Annotated in this window: 20 protein-coding genes; 14 read left to right on the top strand and 6 right to left on the bottom strand. The window is 46.6% G+C overall.

What is annotated here, in order from left to right; all coding sequences use genetic code 11:
- Positions 1-387: 387 nt before the first annotated feature.
- Together H3V12_RS07505 and H3V12_RS07500 are read left to right on the top strand one after the other, a co-directional pair.
- On the top strand, positions 388-951 hold the full coding sequence (locus H3V12_RS07505; protein ID WP_075913949.1) for a GcrA family cell cycle regulator: 564 nt from the start codon (positions 388-390) through the stop codon (positions 949-951).
- 156 nt (positions 952-1107) lie between these two features.
- On the top strand, positions 1108-2214 hold the full coding sequence (locus tag H3V12_RS07500) for a PLP-dependent cysteine synthase family protein (RefSeq protein ID WP_343211732.1): 1107 nt from the start codon (positions 1108-1110) through the stop codon (positions 2212-2214).
- Positions 2215-2657: 443 nt separating this feature from the next.
- Here the strand turns inward: H3V12_RS07500 and H3V12_RS07495 are convergent, their stop codons facing one another.
- On the bottom strand, positions 2658-3269 hold the full coding sequence (locus H3V12_RS07495) for a transglutaminase-like cysteine peptidase (protein WP_075915237.1): 612 nt from the start codon (positions 3267-3269) through the stop codon (positions 2658-2660).
- Between the two features lie 344 nt (positions 3270-3613).
- Here H3V12_RS07495 and H3V12_RS07490 point away from each other — a divergent pair, with 344 nt between their 5' ends.
- Both H3V12_RS07490 and H3V12_RS07485 read left to right on the top strand, forming a co-directional pair.
- Entirely contained in the window at positions 3614-4714 is a 1101-nt protein-coding gene (locus H3V12_RS07490) for a GNAT family N-acetyltransferase/peptidase C39 family protein (protein ID WP_075869711.1), read from the top strand.
- Positions 4715-4720: 6 nt separating this feature from the next.
- Positions 4721-6196: a RimK family protein gene (locus H3V12_RS07485; protein WP_198214160.1), complete on the top strand. Its 1476-nt coding sequence runs from the start codon at positions 4721-4723 to the stop codon at positions 6194-6196.
- Between the two features lie 262 nt (positions 6197-6458).
- Here the strand turns inward: H3V12_RS07485 and H3V12_RS07480 are convergent, their stop codons facing one another.
- From H3V12_RS07480 to ccmA, 5 genes are all read right to left on the bottom strand, one after another.
- Positions 6459-7058 carry a DsbE family thiol:disulfide interchange protein gene (locus H3V12_RS07480; RefSeq protein ID WP_246784930.1) on the bottom strand — a complete coding sequence of 200 codons (600 nt, stop codon included), beginning with the start codon at positions 7056-7058 and terminating at the stop codon, positions 6459-6461.
- 26 nt (positions 7059-7084) lie between these two features.
- Complete coding sequence (ccmD, locus tag H3V12_RS07475) at positions 7085-7300, bottom strand: heme exporter protein CcmD (RefSeq protein ID WP_075869714.1); 216 nt, start codon at positions 7298-7300, stop codon at positions 7085-7087.
- Positions 7297-8067 carry a heme ABC transporter permease gene (locus tag H3V12_RS07470; protein WP_075869715.1) on the bottom strand — a complete coding sequence of 257 codons (771 nt, stop codon included), beginning with the start codon at positions 8065-8067 and terminating at the stop codon, positions 7297-7299. Before H3V12_RS07470 ends, ccmD begins: the two co-directional genes overlap by 4 nt.
- Positions 8068-8158: 91 nt before the next feature.
- A complete protein-coding gene (gene ccmB / locus H3V12_RS07465; protein ID WP_075869716.1) occupies positions 8159-8824 on the bottom strand; it encodes a heme exporter protein CcmB in 666 nt (221 codons plus the stop codon).
- Positions 8824-9447, bottom strand: a complete 624-nt coding sequence (ccmA, locus tag H3V12_RS07460; protein ID WP_075913599.1) for a heme ABC exporter ATP-binding protein CcmA — start codon at positions 9445-9447, stop codon at positions 8824-8826. The genes ccmB and ccmA overlap by 1 nt, the downstream gene beginning before the upstream one ends.
- Positions 9448-9745: 298 nt before the next feature.
- Here ccmA and acnA point away from each other — a divergent pair, with 298 nt between their 5' ends.
- The 10 genes from acnA (at position 9746) to cyoD (ending at position 22884) form a co-directional block, all read left to right on the top strand.
- Positions 9746-12439, top strand: coding sequence for an aconitate hydratase AcnA (gene acnA, locus H3V12_RS07455; RefSeq protein WP_198214158.1), 2694 nt, complete (start codon positions 9746-9748; stop codon positions 12437-12439).
- A 194-nt stretch (positions 12440-12633) separates the two neighbouring features.
- Positions 12634-12900: a 30S ribosomal protein S20 gene (rpsT, locus tag H3V12_RS07450; RefSeq protein ID WP_075869719.1), complete on the top strand. Its 267-nt coding sequence runs from the start codon at positions 12634-12636 to the stop codon at positions 12898-12900.
- 917 nt (positions 12901-13817) lie between these two features.
- Positions 13818-15317, top strand: coding sequence for a chromosomal replication initiator protein DnaA (gene dnaA / locus H3V12_RS07445; RefSeq protein WP_198214156.1), 1500 nt, complete (start codon positions 13818-13820; stop codon positions 15315-15317).
- A gap of 198 nt (positions 15318-15515) precedes the next feature.
- Complete coding sequence (dnaN, locus tag H3V12_RS07440) at positions 15516-16634, top strand: DNA polymerase III subunit beta (protein ID WP_198214154.1); 1119 nt, start codon at positions 15516-15518, stop codon at positions 16632-16634.
- Between the two features lie 7 nt (positions 16635-16641).
- On the top strand, positions 16642-17925 hold the full coding sequence (gene recF, locus H3V12_RS07435; protein ID WP_198214152.1) for a DNA replication/repair protein RecF: 1284 nt from the start codon (positions 16642-16644) through the stop codon (positions 17923-17925).
- Between the two features lie 67 nt (positions 17926-17992).
- A complete protein-coding gene (gene aroQ / locus H3V12_RS07430; RefSeq protein WP_198214150.1) occupies positions 17993-18430 on the top strand; it encodes a type II 3-dehydroquinate dehydratase in 438 nt (145 codons plus the stop codon).
- A 270-nt stretch (positions 18431-18700) separates the two neighbouring features.
- Positions 18701-19681 carry a ubiquinol oxidase subunit II gene (gene cyoA, locus H3V12_RS07425; protein WP_198214148.1) on the top strand — a complete coding sequence of 327 codons (981 nt, stop codon included), beginning with the start codon at positions 18701-18703 and terminating at the stop codon, positions 19679-19681.
- Positions 19682-19760: 79 nt separating this feature from the next.
- Complete coding sequence (locus H3V12_RS07420; protein WP_198214146.1) at positions 19761-21779, top strand: cbb3-type cytochrome c oxidase subunit I; 2019 nt, start codon at positions 19761-19763, stop codon at positions 21777-21779.
- Positions 21776-22447, top strand: coding sequence for a cytochrome (ubi)quinol oxidase subunit III (locus H3V12_RS07415; RefSeq protein ID WP_198214144.1), 672 nt, complete (start codon positions 21776-21778; stop codon positions 22445-22447). The genes H3V12_RS07420 and H3V12_RS07415 overlap by 4 nt, the downstream gene beginning before the upstream one ends.
- Positions 22447-22884 carry a cytochrome o ubiquinol oxidase subunit IV gene (gene cyoD, locus H3V12_RS07410; RefSeq protein ID WP_198214142.1) on the top strand — a complete coding sequence of 146 codons (438 nt, stop codon included), beginning with the start codon at positions 22447-22449 and terminating at the stop codon, positions 22882-22884. Before H3V12_RS07415 ends, cyoD begins: the two co-directional genes overlap by 1 nt.
- The last annotated feature ends 439 nt before the right edge of the window (positions 22885-23323 follow it).

Here is a 23323-nt window from a genome sequence, read left to right as displayed (position 1 = left end):
TATCCATTTTCAATATCCTGCCTGTCGGGAAAAAAGTCAATTGATGCCTTTGAAAGACCATATTTAAAAAATATCTTGCAAAAATCACATTTTTCACGAGCAATTTTCGAATTTTCCAAAAAAAGTGATTCGCAAGTTGGGGAAAACGTCTCAAAACACCTATATAAGGTCATGTAGACCCTTGTCATAGAGTCAAAGCGTATAGTAGTACTTAGCGTAAAACTGGAACATTTTTGGTTCTGCCGGATAATTATCATAACAAGTATGACTGCTTTGCGCTTCTTAGCGCAGGGATGGATTCCGGCAATAAAAGAGATGATAAAGTTAATTGTCATGCCACTTATCTGATATGAGGCAATGATGGAAATTAAGGAACGGAGTGCCGGTATGAACTGGACAGATGAACGTGTTGAACTTTTGAAAAAGCTTTGGAGTGACGGGTTGAGTGCCAGCCAGATTGCTGCCCAGCTTGGCGGAGTTAGCCGTAATGCCGTCATCGGCAAGGTTCATCGATTGAAACTGTCAGGACGCGGTAAAACAACAAAGACGACGCCGCGCACGAAAAAACCTGCAGAAACCGTTGTTAATCCTACTCCGCAAGCACCGCGCGCAACCCGTACAACGCCGGTTCAGCCGGTTGCCGCCGCTGTCGCAGCTGCAGCAAAACCGCAGCCTTCAAGCATTGGTGCTACAGCTTTGAAACTGGATTTTGTTGCCGATGCTGTTTCAGAAGCGGAAGAACAGCCATCAACCGATGTGGTTGTTCCGATGTCACGGCATTTGAGCCTGTTGCAGTTAAGCGAGAACACTTGCAAATGGCCAATTGGTGACCCGTTGTCGGATGACTTCTACTTTTGTGGTGCCGATGCCGGTGACTCTGGCCCTTATTGTGCTTTTCACGCAAAACTTGCTTTCCAACCGGTTTCGGAACGTCGTCGCGTAAGAGCCTGATCGTTGATGTAGAAGAGAATAATATTCTAGTAAACGTCAAAACCTTGGAATGTTTATTCCAAGGTTTTTTTATTTATTAGAAAATATAAACTGTATTTTCTTCAAATTTAATATTTGATTTTATAATTTCAGGTCTTTCCAGGAGGAAGATTTGAAGTGAATAAAGTTGAATTATCCGTAAGCTATGACGCGCCGCATTCTTGCAGCCACGAATGGTTAAAAAAAGCAATCGAAATCATAGAAGCGGAAATAAACCGCTCGGCAGACACGCATCTCATCCGTTACGATTTGCCGGAACCATGCGGAATAACGCTGTATTTGAAAGATGAATCGTGTCATCCGACCGGCAGCCTGAAACACCGGCTGGCGCGTTCACTTTTCCTCTATTCTCTTTGCAATGGGAAAATTGGCCCCAAGACAACGATTGTCGAGGCGTCGAGCGGTTCGACTGCAGTTTCGGAAGCCTATTTTGCCAAATTGATCGGTGTTCCTTTTGTGACAGTTATTCCACGGACGACCTCACCACAAAAAATCGCAGCTATTGAAGCCTATGGAGGCAGCGTCCATTTTATCGACGATCCGAAATCGGTTTATGTAACAGCGCAAAACCTCGCGGATGAATTGGGGGGCTATTATATCGACCAGTTTACTTTTGCCGAACGGGCAACCGATTGGCGGGGGAACAACAATATTGCCGATTCAATTTTCTGCCAGATGGCCAAGGAACTGCATCCCGTTCCGCAATGGATTGTTGCAAGTGCCGGAACCGGCGGAACATCGGCGACATTGGGGCGATATATCCGGTATCGCAAATATTCTACCAGGCTTTGTGTGGCCGATCCGGAGGCTTCGGTCTTTCATCTCCATTATGCTGATCGTTCGATAAAGGAAATAGATTGTTGCCGCTCGGTTATTGAGGGGATCGGGCGTGCACGTGTTGAACCATCTTTTATGCCGGATGTGATAGACCGCATGATTTCGGTCTCCGATCAGGCAAGTCTTGCAGCTATGCGTGTTATAAGCCGCCTTATCGGGCGCAGCTGTGGCGGATCAACCGGTACCAATGTCTTTGCAGCCGCAGAGCTCATTTCCGATATGATTAAAAAGCAACAACATGGTTCACTCGTAACGTTGATTTGCGATAGTGGTGAACGTTACCGTTCAACCTATCTTGACGACCAATGGCTTGCTAAAAAAGGTTTTGATATTTCCGGTGATATGAAACGTCTGGAACAACTCTTTATAGAAGGGAAACCTTTCTGATTGTTGCTTTTTGTCTTCAGCCGGTTTTGAGAGGACAAACCGACTAAAGTCTGCCAGACGCGCTTTGAACCGGCCGAGCGGGGCTTAACGAGCCTTGACCCGCTGCTTAAAAATTTTCCGAGAAAATCAGCGTTGCCGTAAACTTTACACCAACGGATCGATGTTTGCGGTTAATTGATGGCAATGAAATATTATTCCAGTCAAAAACCGATACTGATCTTTCTATGAGGTAAAAGTTTTAACGTGCCGGACGTTCTTTCTTATCCGGCAAACTTGTGACATAGAACCGGACAAGATTGTAATATAGCGACGGGTGCGAAGAAATATAGCAGACGTGAGCTAATCGATTATAGCCGTATTTCAGCTACAAAAGCTGATGAAGACGGCTTCTCAAACAAAAGTAAGTTCAACTATCAATATTTGAAGCGGGCGTGAAACGTTTTTCAGTTTCCGGAATTGTTAACCGAGCTCACGACAATATCGTCACGTTGTTCGATACTTACCCATTTTCCGGGAGATTGCGTCGATTGACGTTTAAGATATGTATATTCCGTATCTTTCCAGTTGAATACTTCGTCGCGCAAATTATCAAGTATAAAGTCGCCACGATCGGTGCGGACAGTTAAAACCGCATGACCTTCGCCATCGGGCTTGCGGACAACTGTAATCAGCAAACTTGCAAGCGGAATGCCTTTGTCGCGTAATTCTTTCTGCTTTTCCAGAACATAATCCTCACAGTCGCCGGCATTTACCGGATAGGTCCAATATTCTTCCTTGCCGTAAAGTTCCATGTCTGTCGCGGGAGTAATGCGTGCATTAACACTGTGGTTGACATCAAGCATCATATCCCAGACGCTTTGCGTCAATTTGACAGGTTGGAGTACACTGTTGCGGATTTTACATTCATGGGGGAGGCGTTCACAAAATTCATAATGTCCGATAGGCTGGGATGTTTGGCCGTTGACGGTCATAAATTCGCTTGCTGCTTTAGCTGCCGTTGTCATGCCGACAACAGCTAAAATCGCCACTCCCAATATTCTGAACGCAAACACCATTTTTGTACTCGATTTAACCTGTCACGATAAAGATCGTTAACAAAAGGTTAAAGTCCAACTTTGGTTCCTAGTCAATGACAGGAATGCAACACCGCGTTAAGATTTGAATTATGGTTAAAATTGAAAACATAGTGTTTTCATATATTTAAGGTTTTTATATGGTTAACGGCATGATTTCAAGAGAAGATAAAGATGTTTTGCTATCCATTTATAAAAAGCATGGGATAGCTTTGACTGATTTCTTGAAAAAGCTGAAATATGGCCTATTCATGCGTAAAAAAACCCTTATATGGACTGTGTTACGTCTGAAATGTTGAAAGGCGTCAAAAATTGAGAGCAGGTGAATGGGTAATTTGATAAAACGGCAAGCGACAATTGATGACATAGATTCATTGGTTGCGATTGAAGAGGCTTGCTTTGACAGTGACAGGATTTCCCGTCGCTCCTTTCGCACATTGATAGACCGGCCGACAGCCCGAACAATTGTTGCCGAGCTTGATGGCACAATTATCGGCTATGCAATGATTTTGTTTCGTAAAGGCACTGCTCTTGCACGGCTCTATTCACTTGCTGTCAAACCCGGTGGCAAAATAAAAGGTGTCGGTTCTCGACTATTGGAAGCAGCAGAGCAGGCGGCTTTTGATGAAGGGCGCGTTTATATGCGCCTTGAAGTTCGCGAAGACAATGAACGGGCAATCAAACTTTACGAACGCTTCCGTTACCGCCCGATCGGTCGTTACCTTGATTATTATGCCGATCATACACCGGCATTGCGTTATGAAAAAACTTTGCGTGGAGACACGCCTGTTGAAACGTCTGTGCCCTATTACCAGCAGACTTCGGAATTTACCTGTGGTGCCGCCTGCCTGATGATGGCACTCAAATATTTCAATCCTCAATCCCGCCTTGATCCTGTGTTCGAACTTAGACTGTGGCGCGGCGCCACCACTGTCTTCATGCTTTCGGGACCCGGCGGATGCGAACCGTTCGGCCTTGCGGTTCTTGCCCATAATTATGGCTTGAAAGCCGAAATCATCGTCACAAGCTATGAATTTCTATTTATCAATTCGGTACGTGATCCCAAGAAACGCGAAATTATGGAAATTGCCCAGACCGATTTTCGCGAGCAGGCTGATGCTGCCCATATTCCGGTGCGAATTGCCGCTTTTACGCTGGATGACATTCGCGCAGCCCTCGCGCGCGGTGCTCTGGTGCTTGTGCTTATCAGTTTTTACCATATGTTTGGTGAAAAAATTCCCCATTGGGTACTGGTTCACGGTGATGACGGAAGCCATATCCTTATCCATGATCCATGGGTGGAGGAAGATGAAGGCGAGACAATTGCCGATTCTGCAAACTTGCCTTTGAATTATAAAGTGTTCGATCATATTGCGCGCTTTGGAAAAGACGGTCTGCGCGCGGCCGTCATATTGGAGAAAAGCTAGTTACCTATGACTATTTGTGTAATCCTTGCTGGGCGAGTGTCTGACGTAGATAATGGTGCGACCACGCACAAGGTCATGACACATCGCGACTATTTGGCTAATCCTGCATTATTTGCCGGTCAGCGTCCTCGTATTATCAACCTGTCACGTTCCTACCGTTATCAAAGCCGCGCCTATTACTGTTCGCTTCTTGCCGAAGCCCGCGGGCATCGTGTGTTACCTTCGGTGGAAACCATGATTGATCTGTCGGAACGCCGACTTTATAAAAAATCTATTCCCGAGCTTGAAGATTGTCTCAACAAAGCCCTGAAAGGAGACGGTACACGCGCACCGGAAATTATCAGGGTATTTTTTGGAATTACCGATAACTCAAATGATATAAAAGGTGACCGCTTTGAAAAATTCGGTCACCTTTTGTTTGACTGGTATCGGGCTCCGGCATTGGAAGTCCATGTTATTCCGGGCGAATGGGCGCGTATTCACAAAATAGGTTTCGCCAATTGGCAAAAGCTTGAAGGTGAAAGTCGCGACGCTTTCTATGAGGCTATGGAAACTTATACGACACGAGCCTGGAAAGAAGCCCGTCACAAAGTGCCGCCACGCTGGACATTTGCAGTTTTATGCAATCCGGAAGAAGAATTGCCGCCAACCAATGTCGAAGATTTGAAGCATTGGGCAAAAATTGCGGCTCGCCTTGGTGTGGAAGTCGAACCAATCGGGGCAAGAGATCTTGCGCGTCTTGCCAATTTCGATGCGCTGTTTATTCGTGAAACAACCAATATATCTAACCACACCTATCGTTTTGCACGTCGCGCGGAACAGGAAAATATGCCGGTTATCGACGACCCGATGTCGATGATCCGGTGTACGAACAAAGTCTATCTTGACGAGTTGATGCGCGCGAATGGTGTACCGGTTCCCCCTACGGTGATGATAGGCGGCAATGATGATCTGGTAAGAGCGGCAGATACTCTCGGTTTCCCGATGGTGTTGAAAATTCCGGATTCATCATTTTCACGCGGGGTGAAACGCGTTGGCTCAATGGAAGAATTGCGCCGCCTTGCGCATGAGTGGCTCAAAGACAGTGATCTTTTGCTGGCGCAAAAATATTTGCCGACCAAGTTCGATTGGCGTGTTGGTGTCTTGGGTGGCAAACCGCTTTTTGTCTGCCAGTATGAAATGGCGCCCCATCATTGGCAAATCATCAAACATGATCCGAATGGTGGCGAACCACTGGAAGGTGGTTTTAAAACCTATGCTATTCCCGATGCACCGCCGGCAGTTGTCGAGATCGGTTTGAAAGCGGCGCGTTGCATTGGCGATGGCCTCTACGGTGTTGATATTAAAGAAACCGATGAAGGTATTGTGGTTATTGAAGTCAACGACAACCCCAATATCGAACACGGGGTCGAGGATCTGGCCGAAAAAGATGATGTCTGGATCAATCTGACACGCTGGTTTATCGAGCGTCTCGAACGTTGATTTGAAAAACTTGACGAGGTAAAACCGGCAATGTGTTGCCGGTTTTTTGTATTTCAACGGGATTGTTTTTATTTTGTTAGCGAGCGTAAATGCGCGTCAATCAATTTCGTGAAAAAGGATACGCGTTTTTTCGAAAATAATTTGCGCTGTTTTCGGGAATATTTATTGGCTTAAAAAAAAGACCAATTTGTAAACGCAAGGGTCAATATGATCGCATTGATGTTTTGCTGTTGATGAAGCTTTTGTCACCGTAAGGGTAACATCAGTATGCAGAATTATCGGACGACGAAGTATTCTTGCTCGACGAACTGTTGCTGCTCAAGGCCTTTTCGATTTGTGGCAATGTTTCATCTTTATAGATTTGTGGCGTTAACGGCCCGATATGTTTATAAACAATAATGCCTTCGCGGTTTAAAAGAAAAGTTTCCGGTGGACCGTAAACCCCCCAATCAATGGCTGCGCGGCCGCTCGGGTCAAAGCCGACAAGCTTGAAAGGGCTTCCGAAATTATCAAGGAAACGTATCGCGTTTTCTTCTCTGTCTTTATAATTGATGCCGACAAGGTCAAAGCGTTTGTCTTTTGAAATTTCGATAAGAACGGGATGTTCGTCACGACATGGCGGACACCATGACCCCCAGAAATTGACAAGCGTAACGCGCCCCTTGAAATCGTCAGGGTTGAAGGAGCCGGCTTGACCCAGAAGGGGCAGAACTGTTGCAGGTGCAGGCTTGCCGGCAAGTGCATTGGGAACAAGATTGGCCGTGTCGGGATTGGTCGTTTCCATATGGCTGAACATGATAACAACCAGAACAACAAACAGGATGAACGGCCCAAAAAGGGCGATCATCACTGGAACACTCATTTTTTTCTTGGGCGCGTCCATGATCTTCACTGTTTTACTTTGTTGGCGCGGATGGCATTTGACTGTTCAAGTTTTTGAAGCCGGGCTTTTTGATGACGGCCATTAAGGACAATGTATAAAACCAGCAATAACAGGACAACGGCCGAGACAACATAGCTCAAGGTGACAATCTGACTATGGTCGAAATGGCCCAGAAATATGTCGATACGGTCGGAAATGCCAATTGCATTTTCAGTGGTCATTTTACGTTTTCCTTTTGACGCAGGCGCCGTGCAGCCATTCTTTGCATTGTTTCAACTCGCCGACGGGTAATTTCGGTACGCATAGTTGCAAGATAAAGAGCAAAAAATGCCAATGTGAAACCGATAGCCATGGTAAAGAGCGGCCATAACATGGCGCTATCAATAGCCGAGCCGCCTTTGCGAAGAATTGAGGCGGGTTGATGAAGTGTATTCCACCATTCAACGGAGAATTTGATAATCGGTATATTGATGAAACCGACAAGCGTCAGGATAGCCGCAGCTTTTGCGCCTTTTGTTGCGTCGTCAAAGGCCCGTGAAAGCGCGATGATCGCAAGATAAATCAAAAACAACACGAGCACGGAAGTAAGTCGGGCATCCCATTCCCACCATGTGCCCCATGTTGGCCTCCCCCAGAGAGAGCCGGTTATAAGGGCAAGAGCAGTAAAAGTGGCACCAATCGGAGCAGCACTTTTAAGCGATACGTCGGCAAGCGGATGACGCCAGACCAAAGTTCCCAGTGCCGAAACGCTCATCAGCGTGTAGCAGCACATGGAAAGCCATGCAAAAGGTACATGAAGATACATGATGCGTACTGTCATGCCTTGCTGATAATCGTCGGGCGAGCGCATGACCATGAAAAGGCCACAGGCGAGAACAATAACAGCAACAAGGCTAAGCCACGGCAGAACTTTACCGCTTAGCCCCATGAAACGCGTCGGGTTAGCCAACGATTGCAACCGGTTTGTCTTCTTTTGTATCAATTCCATGATATCCCTTATGGTCGGGTTTTGTTTTTGTCGCAATTATCTTTCTTTATTCAGACCAACATATGACACCAATCTGACGAAGATGTGATGTCTAGTCCGATAATGAAGCAAGTGTTAAAGCCGCAGCCAATGGGCCGAGAATCGAGAAGAACAGTGACAGAGCGATCAAAAACAGTAACGGGTTTATGAACGAAATACCCGGAGCGGTGGTTGCATAGGCTGCCGACACGCCAAAGATCATAACCGGTACGGCAAGCGGCAAAACAATAACCGATATCAATACGCCGCCACGCGGTAGCGAGGTTGCAAGCGCCGCACCAACTGCACCAATCAGGGTAATCGCAGGTGTACCGCATAAAAGTGTGAGCATGAGACCGCCTATTGCTGTTCCACCAAGACCGAGCATCAAACCTAGCACCGGAGTAAAAAGAATAAGTGGCAGAATAGTTCCACACCAATGAGCAGAACATTTGGTAAAAACAACGAGACTCAAGCTTTTTCTGTGTCGGGACAATATGAGTTGGTCAAGGCTGCCGTCATCACGGTCAGTCTGGAACATGCGGTCCAGTCCTAGAAGGATTGAAAGAAGCGCTCCAATCCAGAGCATTCCTGGTCCGATGCGGGACAAAATTTCCTGATCAGGGCCGACAGCAAACGGGGTTATAACGATAATTGCTGCAAAAAACAGAAGTCCCGTTAATAAAGAACTTCCCGGACCAAAAGCAATACGCAAATCGCGCAAGAAAAGGGCTTTCATCAGCTGTCCTCGAAATCGGGAAGGTAATCGTCAAGTAGAATATGACGATTTTCTTCTATGCCAAGTGGTAAATGGGTTGCTGCAATAATCATGCCCGAACGATTTCTGTGCTCTTCCATAATTTTTGCAAAAATCGCACTTGCATGTTTATCAAGCCCTGATGTCGGCTCGTCCAAGAGCCATAAAGGTTGGTGGGATAATAAGAGCCGTGCAATGGCGACGCGTCTTTTTTGTCCGGTTGAAAGAACACCGAAGGGAAGATGTTCAATTCCGGAAAGTTCAACCTGATCAAGTGCTTCCATTGGCGACAAAAGTCGTGAAGAATCGAAATCCGACCAGAATTCGAGATTTTGCAAAACGGTCAAATGCGTTTTCATGGCATTTTGACTGCCAAGATAATGGCTGACAAGAGCAACAGGAAAAATCTGCCCGCCTTCCGTTGCTTCTATAGTTCCTTCATTTGCTTGCAGAAAACCGGCAATGATTCGCAGCAAAGTCGACTTGCCGATGCCATTCGGACCGGTAATTGTGAGCAATTCTCTATCGTGGATTGTAAAGTTCAAGTGTTGGAACAACACCTCTTCACCACGTTTTGCACTCAGATCAACTGCTGTTATTTCCATGTAACCACCGGATTTTATTTAACCTTTCTTAAGATGGCCGGAGCCTTTTAACAAGTAAACACATTTTTTTTAATGGATTACGTCTGGAACAGTTCCAGAAAAGGAACTATACCAAGGTTACCATACCAGCGGTCGGTGTGGACAATTTTTGGGCCGGTCTCCAAATCTGCTTGTTCTGGCGGTTGAGGAACGGACAGCGGAAATGACTGCACCCGCACCGTAGCTGCGATCTTGACCCGCAGTTTGTGGCGTTCGTTCCTGGAGCTTAAGGCTCGCACAGATATAAGGACGAACAGTCGTGTCTCAAATAGATAGTTTTAAGTGCCGCAAAACACTCCATGTCAATGGCAAAGACTATATTTATTACAGTCTGACGGAAGCCGAAAAGAACGGTTTGCCCGACATTTCCCGCTTGCCATTTTCAATGAAGGTTCTGCTCGAGAACCTGTTGCGGTTTGAAGACGGTCGCACGGTCAAGAAAGACGACATTTTAAATATCGCCAAATGGCTGGACGACAAGGGAAAAGCAGGCGCTGAAATTGCCTATCGCCCCTCACGCGTTTTAATGCAGGATTTTACCGGCGTTCCCGCTGTTGTCGATCTTGCAGCCATGCGTGACGCAATGGTGAAACTTGGTGAAAATCCGGAAAAAATCAATCCGTTGGTTCCGGTCGACCTCGTTATTGATCACTCGGTGATCGTTGACGATTTTGGCAATCCGCTGGCTTTCCAGCACAATAAAGAACTCGAATATAAACGTAATGGCGAACGCTACCGGTTTTTGAAATGGGGGCAACAGGCCTTCCGGAATTTCCGCGTTGTTCCCCCGGGGACCGGCATTTGCCATCAGGTCAATCTTGAATACCTTGCCCAATGTGTTTGGACGAGAGAAGAAAACGGCCACACGATAGCCTATCCGGATACCTGCGTAGGTACCGATTCCCACACCACTATGGTCAATGGTCTGGGTGTTCTTGGCTGGGGCGTTGGCGGTATTGAAGCTGAAGCGGCAATGCTTGGACAACCGGTTTCCATGCTGTTGCCTGAGGTTATCGGCTTCCGTCTGACCGGCAAACTCAAGGAAGGCATAACAGCTACCGATCTTGTTTTGACCGTAACACAGATGTTGCGTAAAAAAGGCGTGGTCGGCAAATTCGTCGAATTCTTCGGCCCGGGTCTTGAACATATGACGTTGGCCGATCGTGCGACAATTGGCAATATGAGCCCCGAATATGGCGCGACATGCGGCTTTTTCCCGATTGATCAGGAAACTATCCGTTACCTCAATATGACAGGCCGTAAAGAAGAGCGGATTGCACTTGTCGAAGCTTATACAAAAGCTCAGGGCATGTGGCATGATTCCCATACGGCTGATCCGGTATTTACCGATACAATCGAACTTGATATGGGAACGGTTGTGCCGTCCATGGCCGGTCCGAAACGTCCGGAAGGGCGTTTGCCGCTTGAAGAGGTCGGTAAAAGTTTTGCCACAGCTCTTCACAATGAATATAAGAAAACAACCGGTGAAAAAACACGCTATCAGGTTGAAGGCGAGGATTTTGACATTGGCCACGGAGATGTCGCTATTGCAGCGATCACCTCTTGCACCAATACATCCAATCCGAGCGTTCTGATTGCGGCCGGTCTACTTGCTCGAAACGCGGTTGCCAAAGGCTTGAAATCCAAGCCGTGGGTTAAAACTTCACTGGCTCCGGGCTCGCAGGTGGTTGAAGCCTATCTGGTCAATTCCGGACTGCAAAAAGATCTTGATGCTTTGGGCTTCAATCTGGTCGGTTTCGGTTGCACAACCTGCATTGGTAACTCGGGTCCTCTGCCGCCGGCAATTTCAAAGACCATCAACGATAAAGGCTTGATTGTTGCAGCGGTTCTTTCAGGAAACCGTAACTTCGAGGGGCGTGTTTCACCCGATGTTCAGGCAAACTATCTTGCTTCACCGCCGCTCGTTGTTGCCCATGCTTTGGCCGGAACCATCACCAAGGATCTCACAAAAGAACCTCTTGGAACCGGCAAGGATGGCAAGCCGGTTTATCTGAAGGATATCTGGCCAACTTCACAGGAAGTTCAGGAATTCATCGAAAAGAATGTTACCCGCAAGATTTTTGAATCAAAATATGCGGATGTCTTCAAGGGCGATGAAAACTGGCAGAAAGTCAAGGTTCCAGCGGGAGAAACCTATGCTTGGGACAAAGACTCGACCTATGTTCGCAATCCTCCCTATTTTGAAAATATGCCGAAAGTACCTGCACCGCTCAAAAATATTGACGGAGCTCGTATCCTCGGACTTTTCGGGGACAAGATCACGACAGACCATATTTCTCCTGCCGGTTCTATCAAGGTTGATTCTCCGGCTGGTAAATATTTGATCGAACATGGTGTAAAACCTGCCGATTTCAACCAGTATGGTACCCGTCGCGGCAACCATGAAGTGATGATGCGTGGCACTTTTGCCAATATCCGTATCCGTAACTTTATGCTTGGCGAGAATGGACGCGAAGGTGGCTACACCATTCACTATCCATCCAAGGAAGAAGAATCGATCTATGATGCTGCTATGCAGTATAAGAGCGAGCATGTACCACTCGTTGTCTTCGCAGGCATCGAATATGGCAACGGCTCATCCCGCGACTGGGCGGCCAAAGGAACCAATCTTTTGGGCGTACGTGCGGTGATTGCTCAATCTTTCGAGCGTATTCACCGTTCCAATCTTGTTGGTATGGGTATTGTGCCGTTTGTCTTCGAGGATGGACAGAGCTGGCGTTCATTGGGCTTGAAAGGTGATGAAGTTGTCACTATTGATGGCATCAATGATCTGAAGCCGCGCCAAAAAACTGTTGCCAAGATCAAATTCGGTGACGGCACTGTCAAGGAAGTTCCGCTTCTTTGCCGGGTCGATACTGTCGATGAACTTGATTACCTCCATAATGGCGGCATTTTGCAGTATGTTCTTCGTAATTTGGCAAAAGAAGGCTGATTGGCAGCTTTAAAAAAAATGATAAACGGGGTGGGAAATCGCACCCCGTTTATTTTTAAATGACAATTTGAGAGAATCTCATTGACGCGAGCGGCTGAATTAAGCTATAAGCCCGCCAAGATTAAGCGGCTCTTGGCCGCAGTTTGTGTTTCTAGGCTTTTATGGCCGTTCAATAAGAAGAGAGAGATAGACTTATGGCGAATACACCTTCGTCCAGAAAAGCAGTGCGTAAGATTGCAACGCGCACAGAAGTTAACAAATCACGTCGTACACGTATTCGTACATTCGTACGCAAGTTTGATGATGCTGTTGCCGGCGGCAATAAAGCCGCAGCTGAAGTTGCTTTCAAAGCTGTCGAGCCCGAATTGATGCGTGCTGTCACAAAAGGTGTTCTGCATAAAAATGCAGCGTCGCGCAAAGTTTCTCGTTTGGCTAAGAAATTGAAAGCTATCTCGGCCTGACATTTTAAAAAACCGCTCGCTCGAGTGTGTGTTTTTATTCATAAATAGTGATTCCAACCGGTATCTTTTGGTACCGGTTTTTTTATGTTTTGATCTATGTCAAGAAGAGAAAAATTAACCGTAAAAATTAATATTTTTAGAATGAAATACTGTTTCAAAAAATGGTATAAAAATCGTTTAAAAACAAATAATTAGACTTATTATCCACAAGCCTCAGGAAAGCCTGTTACGTTCGGTTTTTGTCAAGTATTTTTTTTAAAAATTTTTTTAAAAAAATTCGGCGGACAAAAGTCGGTGTAGATAATTGAAAAAAGCTTATTGAATCAAAGTAATTACGCTTTTCTATCCGGCTTACGGATTGGAAGAGTCGGCTGTTAAAGCCATTTTCGGCTTCCATTCACCCCTTGCATTTATGGGAAGCGTTTTTGTATGGTCATCTTCGGAAATGATAGCTTTTCCATATGTTTCATGAGTCTTCGGCCAAGTAGGGTCAAAGGTTCGTTGGTGCAGTTGAAAGGGTAAAGCGATTTTGATTTTTGTCCGGGCAAGGGGGGGCGCAATAAAAGCAACCTTGCAATTGCTTGAAAGACAAAATGTCATTTGTGCTTGGCCTGTGAAATGTCTGATGAGCTATCGTCGGGACAGGGTTACCGGTATATCGAACGCGTAGTGGATAATACGTTTGGAACACATGCCGGTGATGTCTGATCTTGAGAATGGCAGTTTTGTAGGGGTTTATTCGAATTTGTAGGATAAAACGGATGTGTACCGGTTTAACGAAACTGAGTTTACGCGGAAATCTGTTTTGTGCGAATTGCTTTAATTTTGGTGTTAAAGGCGAGAACCGTTGGCGGATGTGAGGGTAATGGTTATGACCAGTCTTGCTTCGGTTATCGTCAGAGAGAATGTTGCGTAAAATGTCAAATTTGAACGGGATAGAGTCAGGTGAAACAGGGATGAAAGAAAGTCTTCATCATCTGGTAGCACAAGACGAAGGGGATGAACTTTTTGCACGTGTTATGGCGCAGCTCAAAGTTCACGTCGGTAACGAGGCATATTCTAGCTGGTTCGGGCGTTTGCAGCTTGACGAATTCAGTCGCAGTCAAGTTCGTTTATCGGTGCCTACGGCGTTTTTGCGCTCATGGATTACCAATCATTATGCCACTATTCTTACCGAACTCTGGCGTCAGGAATGTCCAACACTATTGCGAGTCGATATTGTCGTGCGCGGTATGAATCGGGTGGTAAAACACACCGTTACGCATAAAGACGAAGATGCCCATGTTCATGTTCAGCAAGAAAATACAACAGCTTCTTCTATGCATAACCGGCCCGAACGTTTTTCGGGCGAGGCGCAGCAAAGTGTTTTCGGTTCACCGCTCGACTCGCGTTATACGTTCGACACATTTGTAGAAGGTCCATCCAATCGCGTTGCTCTTGCCGCCGCCCGTTCCATTGCGGAAAGCCATAAAAGCGCTTTACGTTTTAATCCTTTGTTTATTCATGCCGCTGTCGGTTTGGGAAAAACCCATCTTTTACAGGCTATTGCGGCTGCTGCTTTGCAACGCCCCACACCGGTTCGGGTGATTTATCTGACGGCTGAATATTTTATGTGGCGTTTTGCAACGGCCATTCGCGACAACAATGCATTATCATTCAAAGAGCAATTGCGTGACATTGATTTGCTTATTATTGACGATATGCAGTTTTTGCAGGGCAAGTCGATCCAGCATGAATTTTGCCATCTGCTCAACATGCTGCTTGATAGTGCAAAACAGGTTGTTGTTGCTGCCGATCGCGCCCCTGCCGAGCTCGAGTCGCTTGATGTACGTGTTCGTTCACGTTTACAAGGCGGGGTTTCGTTGGAAATTGAGTCTCCCGATTTCGATATGCGTCTTGAAATGTTGCGTAAGCGCTTGAAAACCGCCCAGCATGATGATCCCTCGATTTCCATTCCCGATGAAGTTCTGGCGCATATTGCAAGAATCGTTTCCGGTTCCGGACGCGATCTCGAAGGTGCATTCAACCAGCTCCTGTTCCGTCAGTCATTCGAGCCCGATTTGTCGTTGAACCGTATTGATGAATTGCTTGATCATCTTACTCGCTCGGGCGAGCCGAAGCGAATTCGCATTGAGGAAATCCAGCGGGTCGTTGCACGCCATTACAATGTTTCCAAGCAGGATCTGTTGTCAAATCGGAGAACCCGTACAATTGTCAAACCACGTCAGGTTGCTATGTATCTTGCAAAGATGATGACACCGCGTTCGTTGCCGGAAATCGGGCGTCGCTTTGGCGGACGCGATCACACCACTGTTCTTCACGCCGTGCGCAAGATTGAAGATATGGTTTGTGCCGATCAGCAATTGGCAAAAGAACTGGAATTGCTCAAGCGTCTGATTGATGAGCAGTCAGCCTGATTGTGTTTTTCCTGAGTCTCGCGGGCCACAAAAGTGATATAAGGGCAATAAACTTGCATTTTAGGCAAGAATATTGCCATTCTGGTTCTTATTTGTTTTTCTTGGCAGGTGATTCTTTGTTTTGAAGGAATCGTTCCGTACAAAGTTAGGCAACAAGAAATTCTCTGGTTGGCAGAATAAGTTAAGAGAGTGTCCAATATGCGCATCACAGTCGATCGTAGCAATCTGTTAAAGTCTCTCGGTCGTGTCCATCGCGTCGTCGAACGGCGCAATACGATTCCTATTCTCTCCAACGTCTTGATCAATACGGTTAATGCCGGTGTCGAATTGCAGGCTACCGACCTCGATCTGGAAGTTACAGAAACAACCACGGCAAATATCGAACAGAGTGGATCGACGACTGTCCCTGCCCATCTTCTTTACGAGATTGTTCGAAAACTTCCCGAAGGTGGCGAGATTATGCTCTCGGTTTCCGATGACGGCAACGCTATGCAGGTTGTTTCGGGTCGCTCGAATTTCCATTTGCAATGCTTGCCCAAGGAAGATTTTCCCGAGCTTAATGCCGGTGATTTCAGTCATAGTTTCACATTGTCGGCGTCAGCCCTGAAACAACTCATTGATTGCACACAATTTGCTATTTCGACAGAAGAAACGCGCTATTACCTCAATGGCATCTATTTTCATGTTATTGATAATAAAGGCTTGAAAATACGCACTGTGGCCACAGACGGGCACCGTTTGGCAGAAGCTGAAACCGATGCGCCTTCAGGGTCGGAAGGTATGCCGGGTATTATTATTCCGCGCAAGGCCGTCGGCGAGTTGCAAAAATTGCTGGGCGAAGAGACGGAAAGTGAAATCAAAATCGAAGTTTCGGAAACGAAAATACGTTTCAGTATTGCTTCTGTCGTGCTGACCTCGAAATTGATCGACGGTACATTTCCCGATTATCAGCGTGTTATACCATTGGCCAATGACAAGAAATTGACCATCAACCGGCAAAGTTTTGCCGCCGCTGTCGATCGCGTTTCGACTATTTCCAGTGATCGTGGGAGAGCCGTCAAATTGACAATCGAAAATGGTCAATTGACGCTTACGGTCAACAATCCGGATTCAGGTAGCGCCGAGGATCAAATCGTTGCCGATTATGAGGGAGAGCCGTTGGAAATCGGTTTTAATTCCAAGTATCTTCTTGATATCATGGCTCAACTTAATGGTGAAAATGCGATCTTCATGCTTGCCGATGCGGGGGCGCCGACTCTTATTCGTGATAGTGATGATGCAGACGCACTTTATGTGTTGATGCCAATGCGTGTATAGAAAACGAATGGTGGAAAAAACTGGCGGGCGGGCTGCAAAAGTTTCTGTCCGGCAACTGAGACTGACCAATTATCGTAACTATCGAAGCTTTTCTGCCGACTTTTCCGACGGGCTTGTTGTTTTTACCGGTCATAACGGAGCAGGCAAAACCAATCTGCTTGAAGCGTTGTCTTTTCTTTCTCCCGGGCGGGGGTTGCGTCGTGCGGCCTATGATAATGTTATTCGTTCAAATCCCGTCTTGGGTTCTGCCTACGGAAATGCTGTCAATCAAAGGGAAGATGAGTCTCTCGAAACCTTTGAAAAATCCGGCAAACAAGAAACCGTCGACTCCGAAACTGCAATAGCCGGTCTGAATTCACCAATCAATGAGGTAGAAGACAGCGGGTTTGTCGTTTTTGCCCAATTACACTCTGCTCTTTATGGAGATGCCAGCATCGGGACAGCTAGTGATATTGCCTCGACTGGACGAAGAATACGGATAAACGGAGAAAGTGTAGCGTCTGACCGGCTCACCGATTATTGCCGCATCAGTTGGCTTGTTCCATCTATGGATGGGCTGTTTACAGGGCCGGCAGCCGATCGCAGACGGTTTCTTGATCGTATGGTTCTGGCAATTGACCCCGCACATGCCCGTCGTGTGTCGGATTTTGAAAAAGCAATGCGTGCGCGAAATCGTCTTTTGACTGATGGCAGCCGTGACGAACGGTGGTTTAATGCATTGGAAGTCCAGATGGCGGAGCTCGCCATTGCTATTGCCGCTGCCCGTATGGACGTTGTGCGGCTTATTTCCGATATTGAAAATTTTGACAGTGAAGAGACTTTCCCCAGTCCCGTCCTCGACATAGAGGGAACAATCGAAAAGGCATTAGCGCGCAAATCGGCAGTTGATGTCGAAGAGGAGTATAGACAGAGCCTCCATGATAAACGTGAGTCGGATCGTGTTGCCGGACGCACTCTCGAAGGGCCCCATAGAAGCGATATGCTGGTCTATTACGCCAAGAAAAATATGCCGGCCGGCCTTTGTTCAACCGGCGAACAAAAAGCACTTTTGACGGGCCTTGTCCTTTCCCATGCGCAATTGACTTCGGCTATATCGGGCATGACACCGATTCTTCTGTTGGACGAAATGGCAGCCCATCTCGATCCGCGCCGGCGCAAAGTTTTGTTTGATAGTCTTGAAAGGCTCGGTGCACAAACTTTCATGACGGGAACCGACCAACAACTTTTTGCCGATCTGAAAGATCGGGCCCAATTTTTTGAATTATCAAACGGAAGTGTTGTGAACAATTAATGAATATTGGACGACGATGGTCTATGATCTGAAGTGAGCTTGTTGAGCTGGAGAGGGAAATATGGCTATGGCAAAAAAGATTACTGTTTTGAACGGACCAAATCTCAATTTTTTAGGCAAACGCGAGCCGGAGATCTACGGTCATGAAACTTTGAAAGATATCGAGGCACTTACCCGGAAATGCGCCCGTGCGCACGGATTCGATATCGATTTTCTGCAAAGCAACCTTGAAGGGGAATTGGTAAGTTTCATTCAGGATGCCATAGGGAAAAGTGCTGCCATTATCATTAATCCGGCTGCCTATAGCCATACTTCGATTGCGATTCTTGATGCATTGAAAATGTTTGAGGGGCCGGTTGTCGAGGTTCATTTATCGAACATCCACAAAAGAGAGGCCTATCGTCACCACTCGTTTGTGTCGGAACGGGCCGACGCTGTCATTGCAGGCTGTGGAAGTGCCGGTTACCAATTTGCAGTGGAATATATCGTAAAACACGATTTGTGAATCAAAAATTGTCTCAAAAACCGCGCAATATTGACGCAGGGGGGGACAAAACCCTTGCGAATTTTCACCCGAAGAGTAAGACGTGCCTAGATGATGCCACAATTGTACTTGTGGCAACGTCAGTCCAAGTCGGGCTTCTATGTCTTTTTGGGACAATTATTCTGCCTGACGGGGAATGTCGGAGAAGTGGAAAACCCTGCTTTTCCGTGACGAATTAATAGAAATACCCTCGTGCAATAATATGCAATGCATATAAAGAGGCAGGTAGGAATGAAGAACTTTGGTAAACTAACAGGGCTGCTGGGCGTTTTAACATCCGCTTTGCTCTTGTCGGGTTGTGAATTCGATGTTCTGAACCCGGCGGGCTATGTGGCGCGCCATGAGCTAATTTTGATTATTACGTGCGTTATCGTAATGGCGTGTATTGTCGTTCCTGTGATGATCGCAATCGTTACGTTCGCAATTAGATACCGTGCTACCAACACCCAAGCAGAATATCTGCCGGATTGGGGGCACTCCAATAAAGTGGAAACCCTGATGTGGGGTATTCCGATTCTTGTCATTATCATTTTGGGTAGCTTGATGTCTTATTTTACATTCAAGCTCGAACCTTCAAAGCCGCTTGATAAAGCTGTTGCTGGGGCACAGGAACCGCTCCAGATCGATGCTGTAGCACTCGACTGGAAATGGTTGTTTATCTATCCGCAATATGGCGTTGCTTCGATTAACGAAATCTATGCACCGGAAAACCGTCAGGTTCTGTTGCAGTTGACTTCGGAAAATTCGGTTAACGCTTTTTGGGTTCCGCGTCTTGGGACAGTTTTGTATGCAATGCCGCAAATGAATGCGAAGTTGCATCTTATTGCTGATCGCAAGGGCGTATTCAAAGGATCTTCCGCTAATTATAGTGGTGACGGCTTCTCTGAAATGCACTTCAAGTGGAACTCTGTAGCCCAGGCTGATTTTGACAACTGGATTTCCAAAGCTCGTGAAAGCAAGGAAACGCTCGATCGCGCCGGTTACCGTCAGCTTTCATATTCCCCGAAAATGGGTGATGTCGCAGGCAAACAGAAAGACGCAGAGATTCGCTATTTCTCGCAAGTTGAAAAAGGTCTATATTATCGCATCGTAAACCGTTGCGTTGATGAAGGCACAACTTGCAACGAAGATCAGATGAAATTGGCTGCAGCGAAATCTTTGTGGGGTGAGCTTTGCTCCGTCTTTGATCCCGGTGTGGTTCAGAAGAAATAAAATCATCAAGGAAGGGGCTTTCAGCCTTATAAAGGCAATGTCCCCTCCAAACCGAAATTCATTTAATATGGGTTGAAAAATGTTTGGAAGACTTACAGACCCTGTAGCCGGAGCGTTTCACGCGCTAACGAATGAGCCGATCGTCCTTTACACCTGCCTTGTTGTAGTTGCATTGGCCGTCGTTATTCTTGCCGCTATTACGCTGCTTGGCTGGTGGGGAATATTGTGGCGCAATTGGATCACATCTGTTGATCACAAGCGCGTCGGCATTATGTATATCGTCCTTGCAATTGTCATGCTTGTTCGTGGCTTTGCAGATGCTATCATGATGCGTACACACCAAGCGTTCGCGCTTGGAACAGAGACTGCGGGTTATCTACCGCCTGATCACTTTGACCAGATTTTCTCGGCGCACGGCACGATTATGCTGTTCTTTATGGCAACGCCGCTGATGTTCGGTATTATGAACTATGTGGTACCGCTACAACTTGGCGCTCGTGACGTAGCCTTTCCGTTCTTGAACAACATTGGTTTTTGGACAACATTTGCTGGCGCAGTTCTCATCAACATTTCGCTCGGTATTGGTAACTTCGGCCGTGGCGGCTGGTTGATGTATCCTCCGTTCTCGGAGTTGTTGAATAGCCCGGATACAGGTGTTGACTATTATTTGTGGTCACTAGAGTTATCAGGTATCGCGACGACGATGAGTGGTGTCAACTTTGTTGCCACTATCATCAAGTGTCGAGCGCCAGGAATGACAATGTGGAAGATGCCGGTATTCTGCTGGAGCGTGCTCGTCTCCAACGTACTTGGATTGATCATCTATCCGCCGCTTGCTGTCGCAGACGCTTTGTTGATTGGCGATCGTTACTTTGACATGAACTTCTTCACCAATACAGCGGGTGGTAACCCGATGGTCTGGATCAACTACGTTTGGATTTTTGGTCACCCAGAAGTTTATTTTCTTGTTGTTCCTGCGTTTGGTATCATTTCCGAAATCGTTCCGACATTCTCGTCAAAACGGCTTTTCGGTTACACCTCAATGGTTTGGGCGCTGTTGGTTATTTTGATCCTTTCGATCATCGTTTGGGGACACCACTTCTTCACAATGGGTGGTGGTCAGGCCGTTAATACCTTCTTCGGTGCGGCAACCATGATTATCGCTATTCCGACCGGTGTTAAGGTCTTTAACTGGCTCTTCACAATGTATAAAGGGCGCATCCGCTTCGAACCTCCGATGTTGTGGTGCATGGGTATGATGTTCACCTTTGTTGGTGGCGGTCTTACCGGTGTTCTGCTTTCGATCGTTCCTGCAGACTGGCAGTTCCACAACTCCTTGTTCTTGGTTGCTCACTTCCATCACACAATTCTTGGTGGTGTTGTGTTTGCTTACCTTGGTGCATTGGCGTTCTGGTTCCCGAAAGCTTTCGGTGTCAAGCCGAACCGCGCATTGGGTATTGCTTCGTTCTGGTGCTGGTTTATCGGCTTCTATGTAGCATTCATGCCGATCTACGCAGTTGGCTTGATGGGTGCAACACGTCGTTTGCAGCACTATGTCGAACCAAGCTGGCAGCCTTTGTTTATTACAGCAGCCGTAGGTGCATTTATCATCCTTGTTGGTATCCTGTGCTTTGTTCTGCAAGTTTTGATCGCCATCTGGTATGGCATCAAGCATAAAGGCAAATTGCCGATCACACAGAACGATCCGTGGGGCGATGCACGTACTTTGGAATGGTCTGTATCCTGCCCGCCTCCTGCTTATAACTTTGCTACTGTCCCTGTCGTTCAAGCGGACGATGCCTATTGGGATATGAAGCAACGTGGTGAGCATCGTAAAACTTCGGGATTCGAGAAAATCCATATGCCTAACAACACGATTGCCGGGTTTATTGGTGGAATTCTTGAGCTGGTTATCGGGTTTGCGATGGTTTGGCACATTTGGTGGTTAGCTGCGGTTTGCTTCTTAGCTTTCATCGTAACTATACTGCTCCATTCGTTGAATGCCGATCATGCAGGTCACTACATTTCAGCTGAGGACGTACAGAAGACTGAAGACGAATTCAGCGCTGTTCTCAAAGCACAAGGAGTAAAAGCATGAGCGCTACAGCAGTAACAACCGCTCCTGCGGAAAGCCATCACGACGGAAGTTCGACAACTGTCTTCGGATTCTGGGTTTATATCCTCTCTGATCTTGTACTGTTTTCGACTTTCTTCGCTACATTTGCAGTGTTCGCCTCCGCTTACGGTGGCGGACCTGCCGGTAAGGATTTCATCAACCTCAATTACGTGCTTTGCGAAACCGCTTTGCTGCTGTTCTCGTCAATCACCTACGGCATGGCAATGGTACAGGTTCACAAGGGTAATCTCGGCGGGGTAAAAACCTGGCTCGCTATTACTTTCATTCTTGGTCTTGCATTCATTGGAATGGAATTGAACGAATTCCATGAGCTTCTCTTCGGTAAGGAAAATGTTTTCTTCTTTGATCCGAATGCTTATGCTGGAATTGATCCTGAAACCGGAGTTCGCGTATTCGGTAAAGAAGTTTTGTCGGCTTATTGGTCGTCATTCTTCGTGCTGGTCGGTACACATGGCGCCCACGTTACAACCGGTTTGATCTGGATGGCACTGATGTTTGCGCATCTTGGCCGTCGCGGTTTGGATAAAGATAACAAGACACGTTTAACCTGTCTGTCTATCTTCTGGCACTTCCTCGACATCGTCTGGGTTGGTGTCTTCACCACCGTCTATCTTTTGGGAGCACTATAATGAGCGAACATGAAGAAGCACACGGTGTAACAACCGGCAAATACATGGTCGGATTCATTCTGGCTGTTATATTGACCCTCGCTTCATTCATTCCTGTTATGCAAGGAATGCTTGATAATTGGGCGGTCAGCACCAAGGTTATCTACCTCATTGGCATGGCTCTCATTCAGATAGTCGTCCAGATCGTTTTCTTCCTCCACCTCAACGAAGGTCCGGATGCGAAGTGGATGGTCGGTACAATGTGGTTTGGTGCTCTCTGCGTATTCATCGTTATTGGTGGTACATGGTGGGCAATTTCTCACTTGAACTACAACATGATGGGCGGTTCGGGTCGTATCGTTCAGCCTGATGCTATTATCGATCAGGTTCCGGGTGGTAGTCCGGTTGCACCTTCAACAGAAGCTGCACCTGAAACACCAGCTACACCTGCTCAATAATCAATATTGTCACTGAAACAATAGAGATATGAAGCCCCGCTCTTAAGCGGGGCTTTTTTTATCAAGAGTTCTTAATATTCCTTGCAAATGATTTAGCGCCCGGAAGGAAAATGCGGGGGTGAGAATAATAAAAAATTTAGTTGATTTCCGATTGATATATTCTCGTCAATTGCTATCTGGTTTGAAAAATTTTCGCCGAACGTTCAACGTTATAAACCCGTCGTAAATGCAGGCTTTCGAGAAATTGACCGTTTCGAACGTTGTTCTGCTTTAAGAAACTCACCACAAGTAATCAAACCCAAAAATGGACGATGGCTTCCTGAAGCCATAAACGCTATTTAAAGCGACCACGTCGCTTCCGAAAGAAATAGAAGTTTTTACCAGCGGCAATACCTTTTAACGGTAATTTATCGGCACAGTTCCCAACAAGATTGTTGCA

The sequence above is a fragment of the Bartonella sp. W8167 genome (assembly GCF_016100335.1).
GTDB classification, from domain to species: domain Bacteria; phylum Pseudomonadota; class Alphaproteobacteria; order Rhizobiales; family Rhizobiaceae; genus Bartonella; species Bartonella apis.
This window is presented reverse-complemented; position numbering and strand designations above follow the sequence as displayed.

Bases quoted from the DNA above. Each gene is read 5' to 3' on its own strand.
- recF (WP_198214152.1), top strand. From the start codon at position 16,642: ATGGTGGAAAAAACTGGCGGGCGGGCTGCAAAAGTTTCTGTCCGGCAA.
- dnaA (WP_198214156.1), top strand. From the start codon at position 13,818: ATGTCAAATTTGAACGGGATAGAGTCAGGTGAAACAGGGATGAAAGAA.
- H3V12_RS07490 (WP_075869711.1), top strand. From the start codon at position 3,614: ATGGGTAATTTGATAAAACGGCAAGCGACAATTGATGACATAGATTCA.
- ccmD (WP_075869714.1), bottom strand. From the start codon at position 7,300: ATGACCACTGAAAATGCAATTGGCATTTCCGACCGTATCGACATATTT.
- H3V12_RS07415 (WP_198214144.1), top strand. From the start codon at position 21,776: ATGAGCGCTACAGCAGTAACAACCGCTCCTGCGGAAAGCCATCACGAC.
- dnaN (WP_198214154.1), top strand. From the start codon at position 15,516: ATGCGCATCACAGTCGATCGTAGCAATCTGTTAAAGTCTCTCGGTCGT.
- H3V12_RS07485 (WP_198214160.1), top strand. From the start codon at position 4,721: ATGACTATTTGTGTAATCCTTGCTGGGCGAGTGTCTGACGTAGATAAT.
- aroQ (WP_198214150.1), top strand. From the start codon at position 17,993: ATGGCAAAAAAGATTACTGTTTTGAACGGACCAAATCTCAATTTTTTA.
- H3V12_RS07480 (WP_246784930.1), bottom strand. From the start codon at position 7,058: ATGAGTGTTCCAGTGATGATCGCCCTTTTTGGGCCGTTCATCCTGTTT.
- ccmB (WP_075869716.1), bottom strand. From the start codon at position 8,824: ATGAAAGCCCTTTTCTTGCGCGATTTGCGTATTGCTTTTGGTCCGGGA.
- cyoA (WP_198214148.1), top strand. From the start codon at position 18,701: ATGAAGAACTTTGGTAAACTAACAGGGCTGCTGGGCGTTTTAACATCC.
- rpsT (WP_075869719.1), top strand. From the start codon at position 12,634: ATGGCGAATACACCTTCGTCCAGAAAAGCAGTGCGTAAGATTGCAACG.
- H3V12_RS07420 (WP_198214146.1), top strand. From the start codon at position 19,761: ATGTTTGGAAGACTTACAGACCCTGTAGCCGGAGCGTTTCACGCGCTA.
- cyoD (WP_198214142.1), top strand. From the start codon at position 22,447: ATGAGCGAACATGAAGAAGCACACGGTGTAACAACCGGCAAATACATG.
- ccmA (WP_075913599.1), bottom strand. From the start codon at position 9,447: ATGGAAATAACAGCAGTTGATCTGAGTGCAAAACGTGGTGAAGAGGTG.
- H3V12_RS07505 (WP_075913949.1), top strand. From the start codon at position 388: ATGAACTGGACAGATGAACGTGTTGAACTTTTGAAAAAGCTTTGGAGT.
- H3V12_RS07470 (WP_075869715.1), bottom strand. From the start codon at position 8,067: ATGGAATTGATACAAAAGAAGACAAACCGGTTGCAATCGTTGGCTAAC.
- H3V12_RS07495 (WP_075915237.1), bottom strand. From the start codon at position 3,269: ATGGTGTTTGCGTTCAGAATATTGGGAGTGGCGATTTTAGCTGTTGTC.